Origin of the sequence: Acidisoma sp. S159, from assembly GCF_009766125.1 — a bacterium.
In the GTDB taxonomy this organism is placed as follows: Bacteria; Pseudomonadota; Alphaproteobacteria; order Acetobacterales; family Acetobacteraceae; genus Acidisoma.
On record NZ_LMUG01000032.1, the window covers coordinates 476,355 to 500,165 of the forward strand.

At 62.2% G+C, this 23,811-nt stretch carries 19 protein-coding genes and 2 tRNA genes; 10 read left to right on the forward strand and 11 right to left on the reverse strand.

Going from position 1 to position 23,811, the window contains the following annotated elements:
- Nucleotides 1–319: 319 nt before the first annotated feature.
- A complete protein-coding gene (locus GSQ92_RS10105; protein WP_158801672.1) occupies nt 320–1,321 on the reverse strand; it encodes a GNAT family N-acetyltransferase in 1,002 nt (333 codons plus the stop codon).
- A 544-nt stretch (nt 1,322–1,865) separates the two neighbouring features.
- Here GSQ92_RS10105 and GSQ92_RS10110 point away from each other — a divergent pair.
- Nucleotides 1,866–3,320 carry a hypothetical protein gene (locus tag GSQ92_RS10110; RefSeq protein ID WP_158801673.1) on the forward strand — a complete coding sequence of 485 codons (1,455 nt, stop codon included), beginning with the start codon at nt 1,866–1,868 and terminating at the stop codon, nt 3,318–3,320.
- Here GSQ92_RS10110 and GSQ92_RS10115 read toward each other — a convergent pair.
- The 6 genes from GSQ92_RS10115 to GSQ92_RS10140 form a co-directional block, all read right to left on the reverse strand.
- On the reverse strand, nt 3,317–4,282 hold the full coding sequence (locus GSQ92_RS10115) for an NAD(P)-dependent oxidoreductase (protein WP_158801674.1): 966 nt from the start codon (nt 4,280–4,282) through the stop codon (nt 3,317–3,319). The two genes, GSQ92_RS10110 and GSQ92_RS10115, sit on opposite strands and share 4 nt — an antisense overlap.
- Before the next feature lie 9 nt (nt 4,283–4,291).
- Nucleotides 4,292–6,007 carry a GMC oxidoreductase gene (locus GSQ92_RS10120; protein ID WP_158801675.1) on the reverse strand — a complete coding sequence of 572 codons (1,716 nt, stop codon included), beginning with the start codon at nt 6,005–6,007 and terminating at the stop codon, nt 4,292–4,294.
- A 122-nt stretch (nt 6,008–6,129) separates the two neighbouring features.
- A complete protein-coding gene (locus tag GSQ92_RS10125; RefSeq protein ID WP_158801676.1) occupies nt 6,130–7,467 on the reverse strand; it encodes an oligosaccharide flippase family protein in 1,338 nt (445 codons plus the stop codon).
- A gap of 401 nt (nt 7,468–7,868) precedes the next feature.
- Nucleotides 7,869–10,418: an ATP-binding cassette domain-containing protein gene (locus GSQ92_RS10130; RefSeq protein ID WP_216849931.1), complete on the reverse strand. Its 2,550-nt coding sequence runs from the start codon at nt 10,416–10,418 to the stop codon at nt 7,869–7,871.
- A 96-nt stretch (nt 10,419–10,514) separates the two neighbouring features.
- A complete protein-coding gene (locus GSQ92_RS10135) occupies nt 10,515–11,696 on the reverse strand; it encodes a substrate-binding domain-containing protein (RefSeq protein WP_159013412.1) in 1,182 nt (393 codons plus the stop codon).
- 91 nt (nt 11,697–11,787) lie between these two features.
- A complete protein-coding gene (locus GSQ92_RS10140; RefSeq protein ID WP_159013413.1) occupies nt 11,788–12,828 on the reverse strand; it encodes an ABC transporter permease in 1,041 nt (346 codons plus the stop codon).
- Between the two features lie 736 nt (nt 12,829–13,564).
- Here GSQ92_RS10140 and GSQ92_RS10145 point away from each other — a divergent pair.
- The 3 genes from GSQ92_RS10145 to GSQ92_RS10155 all read left to right on the forward strand — a co-directional run bounded on the left by GSQ92_RS10145 (nt 13,565) and on the right by GSQ92_RS10155 (nt 15,668).
- Nucleotides 13,565–13,640 (forward strand) — tRNA-Gly (locus tag GSQ92_RS10145).
- Nucleotides 13,641–14,666: 1,026 nt separating this feature from the next.
- A complete protein-coding gene (locus GSQ92_RS10150) occupies nt 14,667–14,888 on the forward strand; it encodes a hypothetical protein (protein ID WP_158801679.1) in 222 nt (73 codons plus the stop codon).
- A 288-nt stretch (nt 14,889–15,176) separates the two neighbouring features.
- A complete protein-coding gene (locus tag GSQ92_RS10155) occupies nt 15,177–15,668 on the forward strand; it encodes a hypothetical protein (protein WP_158801680.1) in 492 nt (163 codons plus the stop codon).
- A 208-nt stretch (nt 15,669–15,876) separates the two neighbouring features.
- Here GSQ92_RS10155 and GSQ92_RS10160 read toward each other — a convergent pair whose 3' ends face one another.
- Nucleotides 15,877–16,488 carry a GNAT family N-acetyltransferase gene (locus tag GSQ92_RS10160; RefSeq protein WP_158801681.1) on the reverse strand — a complete coding sequence of 204 codons (612 nt, stop codon included), beginning with the start codon at nt 16,486–16,488 and terminating at the stop codon, nt 15,877–15,879.
- A 199-nt stretch (nt 16,489–16,687) separates the two neighbouring features.
- Here GSQ92_RS10160 and GSQ92_RS10165 point away from each other — a divergent pair, with 199 nt between their 5' ends.
- Nucleotides 16,688–16,831: a hypothetical protein gene (locus GSQ92_RS10165; protein ID WP_158801682.1), complete on the forward strand. Its 144-nt coding sequence runs from the start codon at nt 16,688–16,690 to the stop codon at nt 16,829–16,831.
- 22 nt (nt 16,832–16,853) lie between these two features.
- On the opposite strand, the gene GSQ92_RS10170 is transcribed toward GSQ92_RS10165, so the two are convergent.
- Both GSQ92_RS10170 and GSQ92_RS10175 read right to left on the reverse strand, forming a co-directional pair.
- The gene (locus GSQ92_RS10170; protein ID WP_158801683.1) at nt 16,854–16,994 is read right to left on the reverse strand and encodes a hypothetical protein; all 141 of its coding nucleotides are present in this window, start codon (nt 16,992–16,994) and stop codon (nt 16,854–16,856) included.
- A gap of 72 nt (nt 16,995–17,066) precedes the next feature.
- A tRNA-Thr gene (locus tag GSQ92_RS10175) sits at nt 17,067–17,138 on the reverse strand.
- A gap of 105 nt (nt 17,139–17,243) precedes the next feature.
- Between GSQ92_RS10175 and GSQ92_RS10180 the strand changes: the two genes are divergently transcribed.
- Nucleotides 17,244–18,224: a glutathione S-transferase family protein gene (locus tag GSQ92_RS10180; protein ID WP_158801684.1), complete on the forward strand. Its 981-nt coding sequence runs from the start codon at nt 17,244–17,246 to the stop codon at nt 18,222–18,224.
- Nucleotides 18,225–18,244: 20 nt separating this feature from the next.
- Here the strand turns inward: GSQ92_RS10180 and GSQ92_RS10185 are convergent, their stop codons facing one another.
- Nucleotides 18,245–19,189, reverse strand: a complete 945-nt coding sequence (locus GSQ92_RS10185; protein ID WP_254065498.1) for an NmrA family NAD(P)-binding protein — start codon at nt 19,187–19,189, stop codon at nt 18,245–18,247.
- Between the two features lie 264 nt (nt 19,190–19,453).
- On the opposite strand from GSQ92_RS10185, the gene GSQ92_RS10190 reads away from it, so the two are divergent.
- From GSQ92_RS10190 to GSQ92_RS10205, 4 genes are all read left to right on the forward strand, one after another.
- Nucleotides 19,454–20,353, forward strand: coding sequence for a LysR family transcriptional regulator (locus GSQ92_RS10190; RefSeq protein ID WP_158801685.1), 900 nt, complete (start codon nt 19,454–19,456; stop codon nt 20,351–20,353).
- A gap of 218 nt (nt 20,354–20,571) precedes the next feature.
- Nucleotides 20,572–20,832, forward strand: a complete 261-nt coding sequence (locus GSQ92_RS10195; RefSeq protein WP_158801686.1) for an acyl carrier protein — start codon at nt 20,572–20,574, stop codon at nt 20,830–20,832.
- A gap of 26 nt (nt 20,833–20,858) precedes the next feature.
- Nucleotides 20,859–22,472 carry an MBOAT family protein gene (locus GSQ92_RS10200; protein ID WP_159013414.1) on the forward strand — a complete coding sequence of 538 codons (1,614 nt, stop codon included), beginning with the start codon at nt 20,859–20,861 and terminating at the stop codon, nt 22,470–22,472.
- A 41-nt stretch (nt 22,473–22,513) separates the two neighbouring features.
- The gene (locus GSQ92_RS10205; RefSeq protein ID WP_159013415.1) at nt 22,514–23,719 is read left to right on the forward strand and encodes a hypothetical protein; all 1,206 of its coding nucleotides are present in this window, start codon (nt 22,514–22,516) and stop codon (nt 23,717–23,719) included.
- Nucleotides 23,720–23,811 lie beyond the last annotated feature (92 nt).

The window sequence follows — 23,811 nt, forward strand, 5'->3', positions numbered from 1 at the left end:
GCGGCTGCGCGAAGCTCTCTGAGCATCTAAAGCGCGACGGCTCTAACTTGAACCGTGCTCCAACGATCCGTCATGGCACGCGAAGGCGTGCGGGGCACCCCGTGCCATCCACGCCTTGCCTTCGTCGAGGGAGGAAGGCGTGGATGCCCGGCCTGCGCCGAGCATGACGTGGTGGGTTGAGGCCGGTTCAAACCAAAGACATCCCGCATCTAAACCGGAAGCTCCTCTCCCCGCCGCCGCAACCTACTGCGGTGCGAGGAGAGGAGCTTCCGTTTTCCATGGGGTCCCATCAGGCCGAGCGCGACCCCCGGCACGACCCTCAGGTCGCCACGTTCGGCAAGGCGAAGCGCTGTTTCGGCGGCCGGATGACGTTTCTCGCCGTCAGCAGTTGCTTCCGGAGCTTCGGCCCGACCATCTCGACCAGGTGAGACGAGAACGCCGTCTTCAAACGCGCCGCGCTCTTGATCATCGAAACGTCAAAGCGGCGATGGGGCAGCAAACCGAAGCGCGAGAGGAAAATTCCCGCATTCGGAGTGGCATAGCCATCCATGTCGAAAATCAGACCCGCCTTTTGCGCAAATTCAACCGCGTTCCAGATCAGAACACTATTCGCCGTGTAGTCGTTCGATTCCGGGTTGCGGCAATTCAGCCAGTAGTAGAGGTGGCGGTTGTCCCAAATCAGTATCGCACTCGCGATGTCCTGCCCCTGGGCATCAACGCAGGACAGGATCGTGGCCTGTTTCCGGCTAAAGCAAGCTTCCCAGATCCGGGTGATGGCGCCGTAATCGACGATGTCGGTGAATGCCCTGTCTTTAATGAACAGGCTCGACAGCTTTATGTACCGGGCAATGTCGTCGTGAAATTCGACGCCCATGCGTTTGGAGCCGGTCTTGATATTGTAGCGAACCTTCTGATCCATCTCTACCCAGGGATCATGGCCACCGCTGGGATCGGTGCGAAAGGTATAGTTCGCGGATACAGTGTATCCGGCAAGACAGAAGGCGATGTCCATCTTCGAGTCGGGCGGGAGGCTATATTTAAACTGATCATGTTTCGGCAACAGATCAGCCAATCCTTTGAGCGCTTTCACGCTGTAGGAAAGATCCTCTTTCGGCTTGGCCGCCCCAAGATGAATAATTGGTTGCATCACACGCGCGAGCGTCGGCATGCCGATGACCGTTAGGCCCCGATACCTATGTTCCGCGAAAATCAGCTTTGCTGTGAGATTCTTCCCGTCATTGTATTCGACTTGCTTCCATTTTCCGTCTGTTGCAGCCTGATACCACCACTCTTGCTCAAAAATCGGCGCGTGATCCAACATATCCTAATACCCAATTTATAATCCCGAAAATACGATAGCAGCCCGAGCGTGTTTGAACCATTGACCTGATTCGGTAGATGAAGATGCAAGATAGCTAATTTTCCACCATCGATTGCGAGCGTTACCAGCCGGATACGTTTTGCGGCCTCGCCGCGAAGGTTGGCGACGTCGAAACTCCGGGCGGGCCTCGTCATAACGCGCTTCCTCAAGTCACTTCCTATTCAAATTGATGCGGAGTGCCCACCTTGGTCCTCCGCCTTTTCGACCTTGGCTAATCTGAGTATTGAAGCGTAATACCTTCTGAATAGCAAATGCAGACAGGGATTCACTTGCCTTGGACCGGCGTGACTGTGCATGAGGGGCCATGGAAGACGCCATACACCTCGTTCCGCGGCCCGGTCCGGCGCGCGAGCGGACAGCACGGCCGGGCTGAGCACAATGGGCGTCGCCCGGACTGTGGCATCAGCGTATAGTAGCCGCTGGACTTGGCTGACTGCGGCGCGGCCTGGGATCGCGTACCCCTCGTGAGGCAAATTACCACACCATGCAGATAACGCAGCTCGGCATCGTTCTGATACCGCTCAGCTTGCTCTGGGCTTACAACCCGGTGCGGCTTCTGCAGCTGGCACTGCTATCGGCCGTGTTCGAAGCGGCTTCGGCGCTGACCTTTGGCAGCTTCGGCCTGCAGCCGGCCATGGTGCCGGGCCTGCTCTTTATCATCTATATCATCTCCCAATACGCGCTTGGCATGCGCTACCCGGGTGAGGGCACCGTGTTCCGCGCCATGGCCCCTTTGCTGTTGCTACTGGTCTACGCGGTTATCTCGGCCTGGCTGCTGCCGGATACCTTCGCCGGCCGCATCTTCGTTTCGCCGCAGAAGCCGGATCCGCTGGCTTTCGGCGCGCTCGTGCCGCTTGAATTCACCTTCGGCAATATCACGCAAGTGCTGTACCTGGGCATGAACGTTCTCTTCGCCCTGACGGCGGCGATTTATGTCACGCGCGGCTCGGTGCCTTACGAGCGCATCATCGCGGGATATATGTTCGGCGGCTATATCGTGGTCGCGCTGGTTTTCTGGCAGTTCGCCAATCGTCTTGGCGGGATTTGGTATCCCGAGGATCTCCTGCACTCCAACCCCGGCTTCGCCATCGTGACGCAAAGCTTCGGCGCGGTTCCGCGGATGCAGGGGCCGTTCTCTGAGCCCGCGGCGCTGGCCTTCTACCTGTCCGGCGTAGCCCTGTGCTGCTTGTGGCTGTCCATTCGCGGATACCGGCTTATGAAGCCCAATCTGCTGCTGGCCCTGTCGATCCTCTGCGTGCTGCTTTCGACATCGACGACCGGAATCGTCACGCTCGTCGTCGGCCTTCCGCTGGTCCTGGGGTTGGCCTCGGTGGGTGGCGATCTCAGCTCGCTGAAACGGGCATTCAGGACCATGGGGGTCTTGCTAATCGGTGCGGTGCTGGTGCTCGGGCCGCTTTTCGTGATCAAGCCCGGTCTGATCGACTCGGTAGACACCGTCGTCACCGCGACGCTGACCAAGGGCGACAGCGACTCCTATGAGGCACGGTCAAGCCTCGACTCCGGTGCGATCGAAGCTCTGGCGGCTTCCGACGGGCTGGGGGTCGGCTGGGGAAGCTATCGCAGTTCCAGTCTGATACCCGGCCTCCTCGCGAATGGCGGCGTGTTCGGGCTGGTGATGGTGTCCTGGCTTATCTGGGGTCTCTACCGCCTCAGCCGGCGGGCACGCGTCGCCTCACCAACCCATCCCGGGCAGGTGCTGGCCGCGGGCTTCACCGCCTCGATGTGCGGCCAATTCGGCGCGGCCTTGATCTCGGGACCGATGATAACCTCGCTCGCGTTTTTCCTTCAGCTCGGCTGCGTGGTGGGCGTGCTCGCGCGCATGTCGATCGAACCGCGCCTCCTCGGTCTCCGCAGCGCAAGCCTGCCGGGGCAAGCCGTGTTGAGGGCCGGCACAGGCTACTCGCAGACAGCGTCTTAGCCTGTCTTTGATCCGAGACGCGCGATCGCCGCATCGATGGCGCGGTTGATGCCGACAGGAAAGACGAAGCCCGCGGCGCGCAGCTTGGTGCCAGAGAGCTTGAGCATCCCGAGCGGAAAGCGGATCCCCGGGTTGCGGTAGCGCGCGAAATCCTTCCCCATATCGAGCAACACGGGGACATCCAGTGACACCTTGAAGCGATCGTCCCCGGTCGCTCGATAGGCATTGGCGAGCAGCGAGCGATAGGTGCCCCCATCATCGTCGACGATGTTGTATGCCTCGATCGTCTTTCGCGGTGCTGGCGAAACCGAGAGGCCGCGCTCCATCAGATGCGTAATGGCGGCGGCCGTATCGAACGCGGTGATGAACTGGTTGCGGCGATAGGCGGCGAAGGTCTTCCGCGCCTTGCTCCAATTCCCGGCGTTCAGCAGATCGGCATCCTCCGTGACCACGCCCGGCCGGTAGAAATCGACGGTCATCCTCGGCGCCAGTGCTTCGATGGCGGCCTCCCCGGCAGCCTTGGTCCGGGCATAGTCGAGCATATAGGGCTCGGCGTAATATTGTTTGGTCATGGGGGCGGAGGGGTCGAGGCGAGGCGTTTGCTCGTCCACCAATCTCGTGCGGGGTGATCCGTAGATCACGATCGAACTCGCATGACCGAAATAACGGATGCCGCGTTCCTCGGACAAGGCGACGAGCCGCCGGGTCGCCTCGACATTGACCGCATCCATCACGCGCTGGTCGCGCAGCTCCGCCGCCAGGTGAATGACGGCGTCGCAGTTGTCGAGAATGGGCGCGAGGGCCTCGGGCTGGCTCAGGTCCACTTGGTGCCAGATTACGGCGGAATTCGCGCCGGGAGCGCTTCGGTAGAGGCCGTGGACCTCGTGCCCTCGCCCCACGAGGCTCGAGATAACGTGGCCGCCGCTCCTCCCCGTCGCTCCTGTGACAAGGACCTTAGCCATTGCAGTCTCCTAGGGACGGAGAAGCTGTAACTTGATCGTGTCCGCGAGGCGAATTGCAAGCGATAGAATCATCAGTGTCGGATTGGCGTGGCCGCTGGTCGGGAAGGTCGAGCCGCCAGCGATGTACAGGCCGTGGACGCCATGCACCTGGCAGTTCTTGTCCACCACCCCGGACCTTGGATCGTCCGACATCCGCGTGGCACCGAGCGTGTGTGCCATGTCGATGATGACGCTGTCGTCGGCACGGTTCTCGGTAATCCAGGGCTCCAGCTCCGGCCTCGGGAGGCCAGCCTGAGGGAAGATCTCCTGAGCAAGCTGAGCGATCCGCACCAGCCCTCGGCGATCATGGTCACCGATCCGCCAATCCACCTTCGCCTTCGGAACGCCAAGCCGGTCGGTCGTGCCAGAGAGCATGACGCGGCTGTCGGGATTGGGACGCTGCTCGGTTATCGCGTCGATCGAGATCCCGGTGAGCTTGTGCGGCACGCCGCCGTTCTGAAATTCCTCGGCGACGAAATTCGGATTGTAGCGAATCGCCGTATTGACGATGAGATCCTTAAGCGCCTTTGGCGTCGCGTCGCTGGCAAGCACCTTCATGCCGGCGCCCTTTACCAGCAGCCCGCCGCCCGAGGTGAGAGACAGCAGATCTTGAAACGGTTTGTCGCTCTTCCGTCGAAGCAGCCGCTTCAGCGCGTCCCAAGGATCGTCGGGGGAGCGTTCCATCATGAAGTAGATCGCGGAGTTGGGCAGCTCTTCCTGCTCCTGAACGGCGGGGGTCAAAGCGAGGCCGTGCATGAACATGTCCATGCGCCCATCACTCTTGACGCCGTAGAAGCCGAATTTCTTGACGATCGGCGCCATGGTTTCGGGGCTGAACCGCCCGACCCGCGCACCAGGATGGTCCATCAGAAAACGCCCCACCTGGTCATACGTGTTGCCGATGCCATTGGCATGAACCGTATTGGACGCCAGCAGAAGACGGGGATTTTCGATGCCGCTGGCGGCGATCACCGCGGCCTTCGCCTTCACCCGCGAGCGCACGCCGTCGAGGGTCGAGATCTCGATTTCACTGAAGCTGCCACCATCTTCGGCGAGGTCGATGCGTGTCGCGGTGGCATTCAGAAGTACCCGGACATTCTCCGCCTCGAAGGTCACGAATTCCGGGCCGAAACGCATGATATCGAGGTGGTCAAGACGCGACCGCGCGAATTGCCAATAGAAGGATTGGAGCCTTTCGGAGTCGAACCTCGGTTCCGGCTGCTTGAGGCCGAGGTTCATGATATGTGTCGCGCGATCCAGATACGGCTGCAGGCTGTCACGCTCGATTGGCCAGCCCGAGTTGGGGATCCAGGAGCGCTCGGCGAAATCGATGCGATCGAAAGGCGCCGACTTACCGGCCCAGGCATGGCTTGAGCCGCCCAACGCCCGGCAGCGGACACCGTAGGGCTGCCCCTCATGCGACCAGGTGGCGGCGCTCGCGCCGTGGAAGGCCAGGCGCTTGTCCCTCTGAGCCTCTGTACGAGGCTCCCCGACGCTTTCGAGTTCGGCAAGTACCGCATGATCCGGCGTCTGATCGAGCAGACCGCTTTCGAGGATGAGAACCCTGACCGGCGTGCCAAAAAACTCGCGTGCGATTGTGAGGCCCGCAGGTCCTCCGCCCACGATGACCAGATCAGTCTCGAACAACGAGCCCGCTTCAAAAGTAGAAAGGTTTTCGACCTTCATTCCGGCACACCACAACTTGTAGCGTTGTGGGTAACGGCGTTGTTAGTGAAGAGAAAGTCGTCCGAAGTAGTAGTGGCTTACCACTATTGCAGGCTGAATTGCCTGTGCAGTGGCTTTGAGGCCTAGCTGGATCGCAAGCGGCCTCTCCAGCCCGTGTAGAGTTGCATGAAACGCGTGGGCGCACTCAGCACCGCGAGGCATGCGTTAGTCGTGAACTCGCGTTCCCGCCGGACGAGGAACGCGACGCAGCCGAGCGTGACGAGAACCTCCGTGGTGATCAAAGCTATGGCGGCACCCAGAGCACCGACCTCGCGTCCGAGCAGAAACAACAACACCAGGTAGATCGCGGTGCAGGTAAGCGTGATCCGGGAGACGGCTTGGCGATAGCCGAGCGGGATCATGAACTGTCTCGACAGAGTGCTGCCGACGCCGGTGAGGAGCGGCAAAACCGCGAGGCAACGAAGCACCTCGGCGGCGGCACTGAACCGGGAGCCCAGCACCAGGACGGCGATCGGCCTGGCAGCCAAGAGGAAGAACGCCGACAGCGCCAAGCCGAAAAGCACTTGGGCGGCCAGCAGCAAGCCAGCCACATTGGCCGCCGCTTCCCGCGATTCGGAGACCAACGCGTTCACGTGAGGATAGATCGCGGTGCTGAGCGGATAGATCATCGACATGGCGACGCGGGTGATGCGCTCTGCTCCGGCGAAAAGGCCGACCGCTACCGAGCCCGAGACGATCGTGAGCAACAGCGGCGCCGCCGTCGAATAGGCAATCCAGCTACTCTGCGACAGAAAGTAGTGACGGTAATCCCAGATTTGCCGGGCCGCCAAACGGAACGGGAAAACGGGCCGGCCCATCTTGAAGTACCGCCGGACAATCATGAAGCTCGCGGAGCTTGCGACCAGGCTGCCGAAGGTTTGCAAACAGCAGGCGATCCAGGTGTCTTGCGGACCGTGGACCAGAATGAACGTCATGGCGACAACGAAGGCTCGCCCGCCGATGGAATAGAGCGTGAAAAGCCCCATGCGCTGAAGGCCCTGGACCAGCCAGTCCACGGTCAGAATCGCGCTCAATATGTTCAGCGCGCCAGGCAGGAAGATAATGTAGAATACATCAGGAACTTTATCGAGAGCGGCGACACCGACCAGCGCCACCAATGCCACCACTGACAGAATGGCCTTCGCCGTCATGGTCCGCCAGAAGATCTCACGGATCTTATTCTCATCACCTTGAGCCTGGGCGATATCCCGCGTCGCGCCGAGCGAAAAACCCCAATCCATCACCAGCCAAAGATAAGCATTCACGCTCATCGTGAAGGCGAGTACGCCGTAATCCGCCACACCCAAAACACGGGTGAGGTAAGGCACGTTCAACATTGCTAGAATGTAACCGCTCGCCTGGAAGACTGTGATTGAGGCGATATTTTTAAAAAGTCGGCGCGTGGTTGAGCGGTCAGCCATAAAAGCCCTCGTTTAGGGAAATAGTTTGGTGGTTGATGCCAAGCAGTTCAATTTCCCCGACTAAAATTCGCTCGATATACGCTGGCCGGCCGACTTAGCATGCGGATGCCGGCCGCATGCGTCATCAATCCGTACGCGGTTATAGCGTGAATCCTCAGCCATAGAGTCCTCGGAATAGGGCGCACCCCCCAAACCCGCGCGTCGCAGATCGAGCAGGAAGGGCACGGCAGTCCGGGCGCATAATCTTGTTTATGCCGCAGGGCACAATAGCCGCAAAACGGCTGACTTCATCCCTCTCCCCGCCAAAAGGCGGAGATCAGCCAGCGTTCAAAATAAAAGGAGTGACGGCACGGGCCTCGGGCCAATCGCCCAGAAATGGACCTCGCACGGCTCGCGGAGGCTTAGGTTTCCACCGGCGCCCGGCGGGCCTGCGAATAGATCGCCACGGCGCCCAGCGTAAGAAAGCCGATGAACCAGTATTGCCACGCCTGGGAGAGGCCGAGGAAGGATGTCGCCGAATTGATCTCCTGGATCAGCAGCGCTCCAAACAGCACGCCGATGAAGGAACCCCTGCCCCCGAACAGGCTCGCCCCGCCCAGCACCACGACGGCGACGCTGCTCAGCGTGTACCCTATACCTTGGTTCGGATCGCCAATGCCGAGCTGGGCCATCACCATGATGCCGCCCAGGATCGTCAGCAGGCAGCACGCCACATAGGCGCCCACGATCGACCAGTTCGTTCTCACGCCGATGCGCGAGGCGGCCTGCTCGTTCGAACCCACGGCGCGCAGGCTGAGACCCCAACGAGTGTAACGAAGCGCCACTTCGAGGGCGATCGCCAGGAGGATTGCCAGGAGGAAGGCGATTGGGATGCCGTGGATGTCCGTCTGGATCACCGATATCACGCCCGAGCTTATGGCCCCTCCGGGATAAGGCCGCAGCAGCACCGAGATGCCCTGGATGATGATGTAGACACCGAGGGTCGCGGCGACCGAGGTGAAGTTTCCGAACCGCACGAGAGAGCCGTTGGAGAGGCCCACCACCGCCCCCGCTCCGAACATGGCGAGAAGGCCGACGACAAGGATCCAGGCTGGCGCCCCGTCGCCGAAGAAAAACGACGCGATGACCACGCTGAGCCCGACCAGCGGCCCGACGGAAAGATCGATGCCGCCAGTGAACACGGCGCACATCTGGCCGAGCCCGACAAAGGACAGCGCCGTGCAGAGCAACAGCATCTTCCCCACGTTGAAGGACGAGACGAAGCGCATGTTGTGGCTGGCCGTGAGCACACCGAGGATCAGGATCAGAACCGCCAAGACCAGGCTCGGCGCATAGTCACCGGCCGCGAACTGGCGCAGCCGGGCGCCCAATGTCGGGGAGCCTTCACGGGCCCGCCGCCTGACCGTCTGATCCGACTTCCGGTGCGTCGTGGCATTCACCATGACGCGGCCGATCTTCTCCTCCGTCACATCGCGACCGGACAGCTCGCCGACAACATGGCCGCGCGAAAAGACGAGAACGCGGTCGCAGAGACCCTCAAGCTCCAGCACGTCGGAAGACACAATGACGACGGGCGTCCCGCTGTTGGAGACCTCCCTCAGGATGCGATAGATCTCGGCACGCGCGCCCACATCGACACCCGCCGTCGGCTCCTCCGCCAGCACAAGCGAGGCTTGGGCAAGCAGCGCACGCGCCAGAATGACCTTCTGTTGGTTGCCGCCCGAAAGGCTCGCCACATTGGTATCAACTGTGGGTGTCCGGATACCGAGATCCTCGCGCTGTTCCTCGACCCCCGCATATTCGGCCTGGCGCCGAATCACGCCAAAACGGGCAAAGCGTGACAGCGCCGAAAGCGCCGCGTTCTCGCGCACCGAGAGGCTCATGAAGAGCCCCTCCTTCTGCCGGTCGGAGGAAAGATAGCTGATTCCCGCCTTATGAGCCGCCTCCGGATGCCCGAGCCGCAGGGACGTACCCCCAAGCATCACCTCGCCGGACGCACTGACCAGCCCGGCCAGCGCGCTCAGGAATTCGCTTTGCCCGTTGCCCGTAATCCCGGCGATGCCGACGATTTCGCCGCCCGAAGCGGCCATGCTCACATCGTGGAAGTTACGCCCGGACAGGTTGGTGACCGAGAGGCTGCGGCGCCCCTCCGCCACCCCGGAACCCTTTGGCGGATAGGCGCTCGTCAGGGTCCTGCCGATGATGAGCTGAAGAATCTCTTCGTCCGAAATCTCGTTGACCCGCGCGTGGCCCTTCACCTCGCCGTCCCGCATGATGGTGACACGATCTGCGATCTGACGAATTTCTTGCAGCCGGTGCGATATGTAGATGATGGCGGCGCCCCGAGCGGCCGCCGCCCGCACCTGCTCGAACAACAGGTCAACGAGATCAGCTGTCAGCGCCGCCGTCGGCTCGTCGAGAATGAGCACCTTCGGCTCGATCGCGAGCGCCTTGGCGAGTTCGATGAGCTGGCGCTGCGCAATATCGACGTCGATCATCCGCGTCTTCGGATGGACCAGACAGCCGACGCGTTCGAGCTGGTTGGCGACCCATTCCAGGCTGCCAGCGCCGCCCTGCCGCAGCCTTGGCGGCACGGCGAGAATCATGTTCTCCGCCACGGTGAGGTCTGGAAGCACCGCGGGGTGCTGATGGACGATCGCGAGGCCGAGGTCGCGCGCTTGCCCGGCCGTCAGTCGCTCCACGATTTCGCCTTGGATCTCGATCGTGCCGCCGTCGGGGCGCAGGTTCCCCGCGCAAATCCCCATCAGGGTGGATTTGCCAGCGCCGTTTTCGCCCAGAAGCGCATGGACCTCACCGGCCGCCGCCGCGAAGGAAACGTCCTTGACGGCGACGACACCCAGGAAGCGCTTCCAAACGTGTTCCAACCGTAGAGGAACGGCTCCGGTCGCGGAGATCTGGCCCGTAACGGGCGATCGCTCAATCACAGTCACGATTGCTTCCTCTGGCGAAAGGCCCGTCCCGTCGCGTCAAGCCGGATGATAGGCACGCAAGGAGGGAAGGTCCCCTCCTTGCGCCGGTTTCGATTGTCAGAGACCGCCCTTAAGCGCCCCCAGCGTCTGCTCGACGGTGAGGCTGCTGCCATTGCCAGCCGATGCCGGCAGGTTCGGGTTGCAGAACACGACGCCCTTGAGGGAATCATCCATCGTGAAGTTCGTCACGATCTTGTCCCCGGGCTTTGCAACGACATGCTTGCCGCCCTTGGTGTCGACGACCACGAGAGGCTGATCCACCTTCCCGCCAGCCGCCGATGCGATCGCCCATTGGATGGCGAGCCGAACGTTCCACTGCTCCGCGCTGGTCGTCGTGAACTGGAACGAGGACTTCGCGCCATTCGCGTGCAGCTTCTCCCATTCGCAGCCGAAGCCGTTGGCGTCCTCACCCGCCACCAGCGGCAGATCGCGTCCGGCGCGCGGGAAGGCGCCTGACGTCAGAATCGGGATGGAGAGATCGCCGATGATGCCGTCAATTTGCGGATACCGCGCGATCAGCGCGCCCTCGGCCTTCGCGATCAGGCTCGGATCCCAATTCGTCACCTCGAAGGGCTCCTGGCCGATCCACTTGATCCCCGGATGGTCCTTGAACGCGTCGTGCAGGCCCTTGGATTTCTCGGTGCTCTCGCTGGTGCCCGGCGGGCCGCCCAGATAGGCGATGTTGCCCTTACCGTTCAGCGCCTTGACCAGCCAGTTGCCCCAGATCACGCCATGATCATAGAAATTCGTGCCGACGAAGACGGTGTAATCGACACCCTCCTTGCCGCCCACCTTGGCGCGGAAGGGCACCACGGCACTCCCCTGCTTGTAGGCGTCGCGAATGGCCGGCAGCATGACCGGGCCGGCGTCGGGGAAAACCACGATCGCGTTGACGCCGCGCGCCGCCAGGCCCTCAACATCGGAGATCGCCTTCTGGGTATTCCCCTGGCCGTCCGTATGGGTCCAGCTCGTCACGTTGGGGCAGCGGCTCGCTTCGTTGATCGCATTCGCGGTCGTCATCTGGCGCCACGGATTGGCAGCGAATCCATCTGCCAAAGCCACAGAAACCGGCTTCGTGCCGCAGAAATCAGGCGGCGGCGTTTCGGGTTTCGCGCAATAGAGTCCGTTGGCGATCTGCTGGCACCAACCTGGCGCTGCTGCGGCGGGTAGCACTCCTGCCGTCATGAAGGCAGCCGCCATAACTCCCGAAGACAGCCACAGATCAAGTTTCGATTTCATTTCTTTTTCCTCCGACATTTGTTGCTTTACGCCGATCCCGAAGCGCCGCGGCGCCTCGATACCCCGTCTGCTAGTGTGGACCGCTCGCTCCCTAGTGCGCCATTCCCGCCATGCCCGGTTTGCGGAACAATCCTGTCAGCTTGCTGAAGTTGACGCTGTAGACGCCGACACCCACGACAATCGCGCCGCCCTGGAACAGATACTGCACACCGACGCTCAGACCCGTCGTCAGCACAAGCTGCTGAAGCTGGGTCAGAAAGAGCGCCGCGATCACGGTGGCCGCGAGATTCCCCTTGCCGCCGAAAAGCGATGTCCCACCCAAAACCACGGCCGCGATCGACGGCATGAGGTAGCTGTCGCCCTGGAATGCGCTCGGCAGGGACATCAGCCCCGCAAGAAGAACGCCGCCCATCGCATAGAGAACACTCGCTCCGGCATAGGCCAGGATCTGGTATCGGCCGGAGACCACCCCTGCTGCGCGCGCAGCACGCGGACTGGCGCCAACCGCCTCGAACCTGCGGCCAAAGACCGTCTTCTTGACAATGAAGATCACCAGGCAGGCGACAATGACGGCGACATAGGCCAGCGTCGTCACGCCGAAAATCTTGGAATTCGCGAAATGCGACAGAAGATCCGGCACAGCGACGGGCGTGCCGCCCGAGATTTCCACGTCGAGGCCATAGAGGAGAGCGTTCATGCCGATCGTCGCGACGATCGGCGCGACGCGGGCGCGGCTGACAAGAAGGCCGTTGATCGCCCCGGACACCAAGGCGGCGCCAATCACATAGACGATCGCCAGGCCGAAGGCCGAGCTGTTCGGTCCGCCCTGGCTGTTCGAGTAGTAGGAAATGATGACGCCGCTGAGTGAGACGACACCCGGCACCGAGAGATCGATGCCGCCTTGCTGAATGACGAGAGTCTGGCCGAGTGCCACGAGCGCCAGGATCGCGGCGAAGGGCAGCATGCCGCTCAGCGCGCTCCGGCTGAGGCTTTCCGGTTCGACGATGCCGCTCAGCACAAACAGCAAAATAGTCGCGAGGAGGATACCGCGGCTGGAGCGGAAGAGCTCGCCCCTGCTCCGCGAGCGTGCAACCTTGGTGGTTGCCGGCGCGACGTCCTCGTCGCTCGTCATGTCGACTTACCGGCCGGCGCGTTCCGCAGCCTCACGGGCCCACCCCCTGTAGAGTCGTCCATCCCATGCGCCTCCCCTCCAAGCACATTTGTCTGCCGATGCGACAAACCGACAAGTTTCTCAAGCCCTCGCCTGTGGAACGGAGCCTCATCAGTTCAGCCTGACGCAGCTGCTCCATAGCTACCTCCTATGGATGATCTGCCCGGGCCGCGATCTCCATAATGCAGCCTGCGCCATGGGATCGCTACTATCGTTGGAGATGAAGCCGGACCAGGACGCCACGGCGATGCGCGGATATCCTGACTGACCATGTTTCCAAAGAGCCACCGGCCTCAACGGCCGTTCGAGAATGGTCCGCCATGCCTGCCCGCCTCTTTCCCAAGCCATCCATCCAACATTCCGGAGGACGATCGCTCGCCGAAATGGACCCCGCGGACCAAGGCCAATTATTATCCATCCGGTTTCATTTCCAGTACCGGTTCTTGTTCACAAGATACACGCGCCGGGACTTATGTAAACCTTCCCGTGCGTCATCAGATGCTTTTGCCGCCTGCGCCGCGACTTCGTGATCCCATCAACAACTGCTCGAGCGATAAGTCTGGCAAATCGTCGTAGTGGCATCGAAGCTCCGTCAGAAGGGGTAAGGGTTGCAAGGATGCTACCCGCAATGCCATCTCGCCTGCGCCGCTGCACCGCCTCGCCGCGCGCGAAGCCGATATCGTGCCTCGGTGATTGAGCGGGCTTGGCAGAGTGGTTATGCAGTGGTCTTCCCGACCACAGGTATCGGTTTTCGATTCCGGTGGCCCGCTCCATCGACAACAGGAGATCTTGCAGCCGGCGTAAGCGGCTCGCTCTCCAGTTACAGGCCGTTACTTCCGCGCAGCACATTCGACACGATGTTCAGTTTTATTGCTTCGAGCGGCCAGAGGAAATCCCAACGCCCACCCGATCCTTTGGCCGCGCTACCATACTTGGCCGCGTGCACTGGCCACGCCGTTTGACCAAGACAACTCGTTGTAGCAACAAATTTCACTGGCATGTCGCGGCATGTGGTAGCGCCGCCGCTGCTTACCTTCAGGGTAGCAGGGCATCGATCGTTCGGGATTATTCCGTAATCACTAGAGCCGAGCCGCGCCAAGCGCTGAGCTGGCGTAAGTTGACGGAAGTTTCGATGCTCCGATTTCGGAACGAATTGCGAAACTGCCATGATAGATCTAGGGGACGGGCGTCGTGAAGGAAGCCGAGCGTTTGACTACGATACCTGGGCAAGACAATTTTGTTTTGACACTCTGGCCCCGAGGCCGTGCGGATTCGCCCACGCTGCCCGTCTACCTCGCGATTGATTCTCAGCAGGCCGAGGATCTTTCTTCGCTGCTGCAAGGCTGGCTGCAAAACCAGCGCGCGGCCACTCGGCGATTGGACGATTCCTCGAGTCATGCTCCGCGTTTTGATCCGATCGCGCTGCCTCCCGCGCTGACATTTCTATCGCGCGCCCCGCTCCGCTCCGAGACAAAGACGGCGATCGACGCCTAAAACCATTCGATCGTGGCGAGGAGAGCATGATCCGATGATCATGCTCTCGGGAACCGACGGAAGCGCGGCGGCAGAGGTGCTGCCGCCGTTCCGCGGCATCTACCTTAATGACCAGACGTCGGCCCGAGTCTTCTGCTTAGGCGGTGCTAGGGCTCTCCCTCTTCCAATGCATGATGGACGTTGCGAGCTTGGCCATCTGGATGACCAACCTTTGCGCGCCGCCGCGCTCAGTCGAATTCATGCCTATTTCGAACACAGATCCATGGATAGCTTCAGGTCAGCAAACAGAAAAAGAGTTTGCCCCAATGAAGATCATGCTCGCCTTCGCCGTATTGATGATCGCTTTCGGTCTCTGGTCCGTCACCACCCTCCCGATGAGCAACGTCGTGATATGGCTCCTCGCCATCGCCGGCTTCTTCGGCATGCTCGCCCTCGGGCTCATGTGCGTCGAGTATATCGAATGGCGCGCCGCCCATAACGGGCCCGCCCATCGGCCGTCATCCTACCGATGGCATGTCAGCCTATGAACCACGCGTAAGGCGGGGACGCCTCGCCCGGCCTTATCCTACAGGGGTCCGGCGCAAAGCGTCGCCGGGGCCCGGCGGGGCCCGGACTTACCCGCACCACTCGCGGATCCGTGAGGGCAAAAGCTCGCCGGCGAGGTTGGTTGCCGCCCGTGGCGAACCCAAAGCCGCATAATGTGACCTCCAGCGTGCCGCTACAGTCCGAACCTATTGGACACGCATCTTTGCGGCGTGCTTCAGTCTCCTCAAAAGACTAATGTCACTAGAACAAAAGCTGCGGGGAGTCGTGAGATGGGTTTGCGAGACGTCATTGAGACCGTCCACCAGCGCGCGCGAGCGCATGAGGCAACCCAGGCCAGCCTCTCCGAGCGGCGGGAGACAGAGACCGAGACCTATGATGACCTGTTCCGCCGCCTCGACGATTGGCTGAAGCCTCTGGTGGCAGAAGGCAAGATCCAGACCTCCCGCGAGGCCGTGAGGGTGGTTGACGCAAAACTCGGTGAGCTGAAGGTTTGTACCCTGTCGGTGCATCCGTGCCCGAACGTGGGTGTGGGCGTATCCATCACGCCCACCGGCGCGCCTTCGATTACCATCAGAAACGAGATCAAGATGCGCCGCACGGACAACGCGTCGCGCCCTGACCCCTTCTTCATTTACAAGCTCGCCTCTGATGGCGAAGAGGGACCTTGGCGCATCACTCGGCGCACCCACAATCCGGGCAAACCCAAGCCGCTGGTTCTCGAGACGTTTGAAGAAGCCATCTGCACGCTATTTCTAGGCTAGCAGCCACGACTTTGGTCGGATTTGCGGGATAGGCACCCCGTCCGTTTCTTGAGTCCAGACTCTAGGCGGCAACCGCCGAGAGACCGGCGGAAGCGCATGGTCGCAGCCACGGCCTAGTGTTTTCCATTTCCTCTGCACCCGCGAAAGCATAGAGCACGCAAGGCCGCCGTCTGGCTCGGCGGCGACCGGTCACCAGCCGGAGAGTGCGTCACAAGCGCGGCCGATCGAGCTGCCAGGTCAGGTGCGAGCGCACCGCCGGCCATTCCGACGGGACGATGCTGTAGACACAGGTATCGCGCAACGTGCCATCCTTCGCGCGCTGATGGCAGCGAAGAACACCATCCAGCCGGGCCCCAAGCCGCTCGATAGCCCGCCGGCTTTGTTGATTGAGGAAATGGGTCCGGAACTCAACGGCCAGGCAATCCAGAGTGTCAAAGGCATGGGTCAGCAGCAGGAGCTTCGCCTCGGTGTTGAGGCCGGTCTTCTGAACGCTCTGAGCGGTCCAGGTCGAGCCGATCTCCACGCGCGGCCCCACGGTATCAACGTTCATATATGTGGTCATGCCGGCGACGCGGTTACGCGACCGGTCGATCACCGTGAAGGGCAGCATCGTCCCCAGCGCCTGAAGGGCGAGGCGGCGACGGATTTCGCCAGTCATCTCCTCCGGGCTCGGCGCGCTCGTGTACCAGAGCCGCCACAGCTCACCGTCGCGCACGGCATTCTGCAACCCATCGTGATGATCCTCCGACAGGGGAACCAGCTCGACGTAGCGGCCAGCGAGGCTGACTGGCGCGAGGGGTTCAGGCGGTGTCTTGGTCATCCCGGTCAGGCTCCTGCGCGGCGCGGATAAAGGTGCAGCCGGCGAAGGGACTATCGCAAACTGGTCCGGCTACCTAGTACCGGCCGACCTCCTGGATTGGCAGTCGCCCATGACGAAGATGCGGGACCTCGGTAAAGATTCAGACGCTACCTAGCGGCCAATCCGCCGTAGGATGCAGGGCGCGGAAGGGAGGAGACTGATGTGTCGCTTTGCTGAGCTTTTCGGCCTGGTATCCGGCAACTGCGGTCACCCGAACCTGACCGTGGATATCCTGGTCGCGCTCATAGCCTGCGCCGTATTGGTGGAAATCCCATCGCTCTTGCCCCGTCGCGGCAAGCGGTAGGCCGTGGGCAAGGCCCGTTCCGCTAAGACGCCGCCGCCGTTCCCACGTAGAAATTAGACCTACCGTTGAGATGGGCGGTCGCGGAACCCGGGGCACCCACGTCATCGTTGGATGAGCACGCGGCGAGAGCGGCGAGCAGCAGTCCCAGAAGCATTATCTTCATCGAATCATGCCTAGGGGTGGACCCTCTCGGCCGAGCAACGGAACAGACGCCCGCCAAGTCATTGAAGGAAAATGCCGACACTCGGAATTGAACCGAGGACCTACTGATTACGAATCAGTTGCTCTACCCCTGAGCTATGTCGGCGCCGGAGGCGGGTCGTGTATCGTGATCGGAGGGAGGGCGCAACTGCCGGAGATGGGTTAGGATCGCAGGCCCGCCAGCGGCGCGGGGCGTCAGCGGGAGGTTGTGATGGGCTATGCCGAGGATGGCGTCTGGAACACCGGATGGTACGATACTAAGGCCACGGGCGGCCGCTTCCAGCGCACCACCACGCAATTTCGCAACTGGATCACGCCAGACGGAGCCCCAGGTCCAAGCGGCGATGGTGGCTTCGCGGCGGAAGCCGGGCGCTATCACCTCTATGTCTCGCTCGCCTGCCCCTGGGCACATCGCACCCTGATCTATCGCGTGCTGAAGGGCCTCACGGGGCAGATCTCGGTCAGCGTCACCAACTGGGTCATGGCCGAGGCAGGCTGGACCTTCGTGCCCGCCGCAGGCGTGATCGCCGATCCTCTGGGCGCCGAGACCGTTTTCGAAATCTATCGCCGCGCCGTGCCGCGCTACTCCGGGCGGGTCACCGTGCCGGTTCTGTGGGACAAGCAGCGCGAAACCATCGTCAATAATGAGAGCAGCGAGATCATCCGCATGCTCGGCGCCGCCTTCGATGGCATCGGCGCCCGGCCGGGTGACTACTACCCGTCGGCCTTGCGGGAAGAGATCGACGCCCTCAACGCCCGCATCTACGACACCGTCAACAACGGCGTATACAAAGCCGGCTTCGCGACGACCCAGGCGGCTTATGAGGAGGCGGTGTTCCCGCTGTTCGAGACGCTCGATTGGCTCGAAGCGCGTCTCTCGGCGCGCAGCTACCTCTGCGGCGAGCAGGTGACGGAGGCCGATTGGCGGCTGCTGACCACCCTGCTGCGCTTCGACGCCGTCTATGTCGGGCATTTCAAGTGCAACCTGCGGCGGCTCGTCGATTATCCGCAGCTATGGGACTACACGCGTGCCCTCTACCAGACCCCCGGCGTGGCGGAGACAGTCAACTTCCGCCACATCAAAGGCCACTACTATCAGAGCCACGGGACGATCAATCCAACCGGCATCGTCCCCGCCGGACCGCTGCTCGACTTCACCGGGCCGACCGCGCGGCGCAGTCCTTTGACCTGAGCGGGCGGGCACCGCATCGCTCAGCCGCGTTCCACCAGCTCACGCAGCACAGTCTCCAGGGCCGTCTCGCCCTTTCTGGACTCGGCGGCGCCGCCCTCGAAGGCGATCCAGCCTTCGTTGAAGCCGTCGAGCATCTGAATGCGAGGCATCGGATTCTCGGCACCTTGGGATCGGAACAATGTCTCCCAACCATCACGGGGCACGAGTTCCATCCGTATCGGGCGCCCGAGGATCTTGGTGAAAGCGGCGGCGATATCCTGCGCGGCATAGCGTCGCGAGGCTTCAAGCTCGACCACACGCCGGCCCGTCCAATCCTCTTGCAACAGAGCCGCCGCGACACGCCCGATATCCGCCGTCGCGATCATGGGTACCGCATGGTCGAGCGGCTGCAGGAAACTCGGCACAACCCCCTTGTCACGCGCGGGCGCGACATCCCAGGCGGAATTCTCCATGAACCAGGCGGCGCGCAGGAAGGCGATCGGCAACGGCAGATCACCCAGTGCCTTCTCCATGATCCCGAGTTGGGAGAGCAGGTTCGGCCGCGTCACCTGAGCGCCGACCGTGGAAAGGCAGACCACCCGAGGCGGCCGGGCGGCGAGAAGGCCGGCGTGGAGCGTGGCGCTGATCGCCCGGACCTCGGGGAAGCCTTCCGCAGGGTCGAACAACGACGGGATCATCACGAACACGCCTTCAACCTCCGTGAAGGCGGCAGTCAGCGCGCGGACATCGCTGATCTCGGCAAGCGACACCTTACAGCCTTGCTCACTCCAGGCGCGCCCCTTGTCGGCGTCGCGCACAACGGCGCGCACGCCCTTGCCTTGGGCCAGCAATTCGCGCGCAACCGCACCGCCGACCTGGCCGGTGATTCCCATAACTGCATACATCGTCTTCTCCATTTCCTGAGGCGCGCCCGAGCCGGTTCGATGAGCGGAGGATTGCGACGGCTCTCCGGCAATGCGGGCCATCGCTCAACCTCCGCGCCGAGTTCCGCGGAACCTGCCCGTTCGACCCAAATCCGTCATGGCACGCGAAGGCGTGCCATCCACGCCTTGCCTTCGTCACGCGAGCATAGGCGTTGATGCTCGGCCTTCGCCGAGCATGACGTCGGTGGGTTGAGCACGGTTCAAGCCGGTCTTGCGGCTCAGTGTCGCAGGGTTGTGCCACCAATCCGGTTTTGACCTAAGTGCGCTTCCGTCACATCATTGCTGACGAAACCGCACGGATCGACCATGGCTTTCGATGGCCGGCTTCTCGCTGGGGTGAGCGTCCTGTCCGCCGTCATCGAAGGCGGCAGCTTCGTGCGCGCCGGCCTGGCTTTGGGCCTCTCCCCCTCGGGCGTCAGCCGCGCGATTGCCCGGCTGGAAGGCCGCGTCGGCATACGCTTGCTCGACCGCACGACGCGCTCCGTCACGCTGACGGATGAAGGCCGCCGCTTCTACGAGGAGGTCAGCCCCCTGCTCGCAGGTATCGAGGAGGCGGCGACAGTCGCCTCTGGATCCTCCGTCATCGCCAGAGGCAGGTTACGGGTGGATATCGACCCCTTCTTCGCCCGGCTGATGCTCGCGGGTCATCTCGGTGAGTTTCTCGAGCGCCATCCGGAGCTGTCCCTGGAACTGACCACCCGCGAACACCTAGGCGACCTGGTCGCGGACGGCATCGACCTGACCATGCGCTTCGGGGAGCCTCAGCCTTCCTCCTCCATCGCGCGCAAGCTGATCGAGACGCGGATCCTAACGGTCGCCGCGCCGAGCTACCTCTCACGCCACGGACGGCCGAAGCACCCAAGCGATCTCACCGCCCATGCCTGCATCCAGTTCCGCGACCCCGTGACGCAGCAGCCCTTCGCCTGGGAATTCCATCGGGGCCGCGAAGTTCTGCCCGTGAAAACGACGGGCCGGCTACTGGTCGCCGACGTCGGGACCATGCTCGGCGAATGCCTCGCCGGCGCCGGGGTGGCGCAGGTCATGGCGCTTGGCGTCCAGGATTTGCTGGATGAGGGCCGGCTGGTCGAGCTGTTCCCGGACTGGCCGGGCGAGCTGTTCCCGCTCTACGCGCTCCACCCGTCCCGGCATCACCCGCCGGCGAAGGTGCGGGCCTTCATCGAATTCGTGTTGCAGGCGCTCCGTTAGCCGCTAAGGCGCCCCTCCACAGGGTCCGCAGCCCCGCTCGGCCGGATCTGTAGTGCGTAAGGATGATATTTCTCCGCCGCTTATCCCCTTAAGAGCGGTCATCACGCGCTCGCCCTCAATTGCTATCCTTTGGACATCGACCACCACGTTCCTCCGGAGCTTCGCGGGGGGCCAACATCGATCACGAGATCACGTCCCTCAGCTGGGAGCTGACCAGAATGTCTCTAACCGACAACGATATTCTCGCGCAACTGACCGAAATCTTCCGCGACGTCTTTGACGATCAGACGCTCGTTCCGGAGATGGACATGACGGCGGATGATATTCCCGAATGGGATTCGATGTCCCAGGTGACCTTGGCCGTTGAGGTCGAGCACCACTTCAAGGTGAAGTTCAAATCGGCCGAGATGGAAGAGCTCCGCAGCGTTCGTGACCTGGTCGAATTGATCAAGTCGCGCGCGACCGCGGCAGCCGCTTAACACCCCCGAGCGAGCGGCAGCGCATCATGCTGTTTAATTCCTATACCTTCCTGTTCGCCTTCTTGCCGGTGGCGCTGCTGGGGTTCTACCTCGTCAGTCGCCTGGGCCGGCGAGCGGCGGCCGGATGGCTGATCCTCGCATCCTTCACCTTTTACGGCTGGTGGAACCCGCAGTTCGTTATCCTGCTTGTGCTGTCCATCGTCCTCAACTACGCGGCTTCCGAATTGATCGCCGCCTGCAAGAACCGGCCAACACTTCAGGCAAGCTGTCTGACCGTCGCTATCGCGGCGAATGTCGGTGCGCTGGTCTATTACAAGTACCTTGCGGTGATGGTTCACGCGCTGACCGGCCTGGGCGTGATACACGCCGCCACGCCGGATATTGTCCTGCCGCTCGGTATATCGTTCTTCACCTTCACGCAGATCGGCTATCTGGTCGATCGCAAGCAGGATCTGGTCAAGGACCGTGGCGTCCTCGACTACGTTTTGTTCGTCACCTTCTTTCCGCATCTAATCGCCGGCCCGATCCTGCATAACCGCGAGATCATGCCGCAATTCTCGGATACCGCGACCTATCGCTTCTCCGGTGAAAACCTGGCTGTCGGGCTCTCGATCTTCGTCATCGGTCTGGCCAAGAAGTGCCTGCTCGCCGATCCAATTTCGACCTCGATCGGGCCGGGATTCAGCAACGTCGCCCATCTGCCGGCGCTCGCCGCTTGGAACGTCGCGCTGTCCTATTCGCTGCAACTCTACTTCGACTTTTCTGGCTATTCCGACATGGCCATCGGCCTAGCGCGGATGTTCAACATTCGCTTTCCGCTCAACTTCAATTCGCCCTACAAGGCGACCTCGATCATCGACCTTTGGCAGCGCTGGCATATCACTCTCTCGCGCTACCTCGCGCTCTATCTGTACAGTCCGATTTCTCTGGCGGTGGCCCGGTGGCGCAGTAAGCGCGGAATGGGGATCAACCGCGAGGCCCAGTCGAAGCTCGGCGGGTTCGCCGCGATGGTGATGTTCCCGACCATGGTCACCATGGGCCTTGCAGGCATGTGGCATGGCGCCGGCGTTACCTTCCTGATCTTCGGCCTGCTGCATGGATCCTATCTGACCATCAACCACGCCTATCGCATCTTCTGGCCCCACACGAAGAAAGCGGCTGACGAGCGCAGGCTGGTTCGCGGCTTCAATATCCTGCTCACCTACGGTGCGGTGGTGCTTTCACTGATCTTCTTCCGTGCGCCTTCGGTACAAGCCGCAGGACAATTGATCAGCGGCATGATCGGGCTGCACGGCGTCGAGAGCCTGACCTTCCCGGCGCCTTTCCTCGGGCTGCTCGGCCATGTCGGCGCGATCCTGCAAAACCATGGCGTGATCGTGGGTGTTTCCCGGATCGACTTCATGGGGCAGGCGCTGCACTTCGCCTGGCTGATCCTGCTCTTCGTCATCATCTGGGGCATGCCGAATACGCAGCAGATCATGCGTCGCTTCACGCCGGCACTCGGCCGCATCCAGCCGGGGCCATTCGACGCCTATTCCTGGCGGCCGAGCCGCGGCTGGGCCGTGGCGATCGGGGTTGTCGCCTCGATCGGCGTGCTCGCCATCGGCGGCACCGGCGAATTTCTCTACTTCCAGTTCTAGCAACAAATCAGTCGAATGACGGTTAGTAAGGACGGCGGCCGATGATGGATGGGACGCGCGGCGCATCGATGAGCGGAAAGGGCCGCTTAGCGTCGGCAACTATGGCTTCCGGCTATGCCGGTGGCGGCTCGGCTCAGAGTGGCGCCGAGTCACCGGCGGAAAGCCGTTCGGCCACCCGCGCCGCGAAGCGCGTGAGCGCGGTTTCTGCCCGCAGCTTCCTCGTATGGTCCGCGCTGAGCTTCGTCGCATCCTTTGGCCTCATCTGGCTCTATGTCGCGACGATGCCGATGGCCTTCCTCACCGAGGACTATGCGGTTTGGGTCGCCAAGCGAGCGATGCTGAACGAATGCCGGCTCGGCGATGTCTCGGTGTTTGGCGACAGCCGCGCCATGGCCGGCATGGACCCGAGCAAAATGCCGATGCCGGTGGCAAATCTCGCGCTATCCGGAACAAGTCCGATTGAGACCTATTTCGCCGTTTCACGCGCGCTGCGCTGCCCTACGCCGCCCAAGCTAGTGGTGATTTCCCATAGCTCGCCGAAATTCATGGACGACTCGAGCTATTGGGATTTCAGCGCTCGCACCGGCTTTCTGAATTATGCCCAGATGCGCGCCGTCGACGCCGACGCGGCGCGGCTGCACGATAATCAAATCGCCCGCCAGCGCCGCAGCGACGGCCTCGCTTTGGCCCTGCGCGACCGGCTTTTCGCGCTGCGCTTCCCGCCCTTCTATTTCGACAGCCTGGTGAACGGCTATTTCGCCTCGCGCTGGGGCCACAATCGCGGCATCGCGCGTGACATCCAGCAAAACGACGGCCACGGGCTTTTCGGCAAGGATCCCGGCACCTCGGCGATCGCCATCGAAGGCGAACCGGGCTTCGCGCGGAATTATGCGATTTCGCCGCTCATCGACTCGTACTTCTCACGGACCCTCGCACTTCTCGCCGCGCACCACATTCCTGTGGTGGTTCTGACGATGCCGATCAACCAGGCGACCTTCGACAAGACATCGCCGAAGCTGAAGGACCAGCTGACCGCCTATTTCCAGGCCAAAGCCAAGGAATTTCCCGCCGTCCACGTGGTCGGACCCGCGATTCCCTGCTGGCCTGATCAATATTACGGCGATGCATGGCACCTCAACGCCAGCGGAGCCGCCGCCTATAGCGCGGAATTGGGCCCATGGTTGCAGGACATCGCAGCCGGGGGATCGCCTAAGGCACTGCCGAATCACTGCAAACTACCGGGATAGTTGGGGCGAGCCGGCGGTTTGCACTCGGCCAAAGGCAGGAACCGCCGCCTCGCTATCACCCGAACGGCGAGCGTTACAAGCTCCCATCTGAT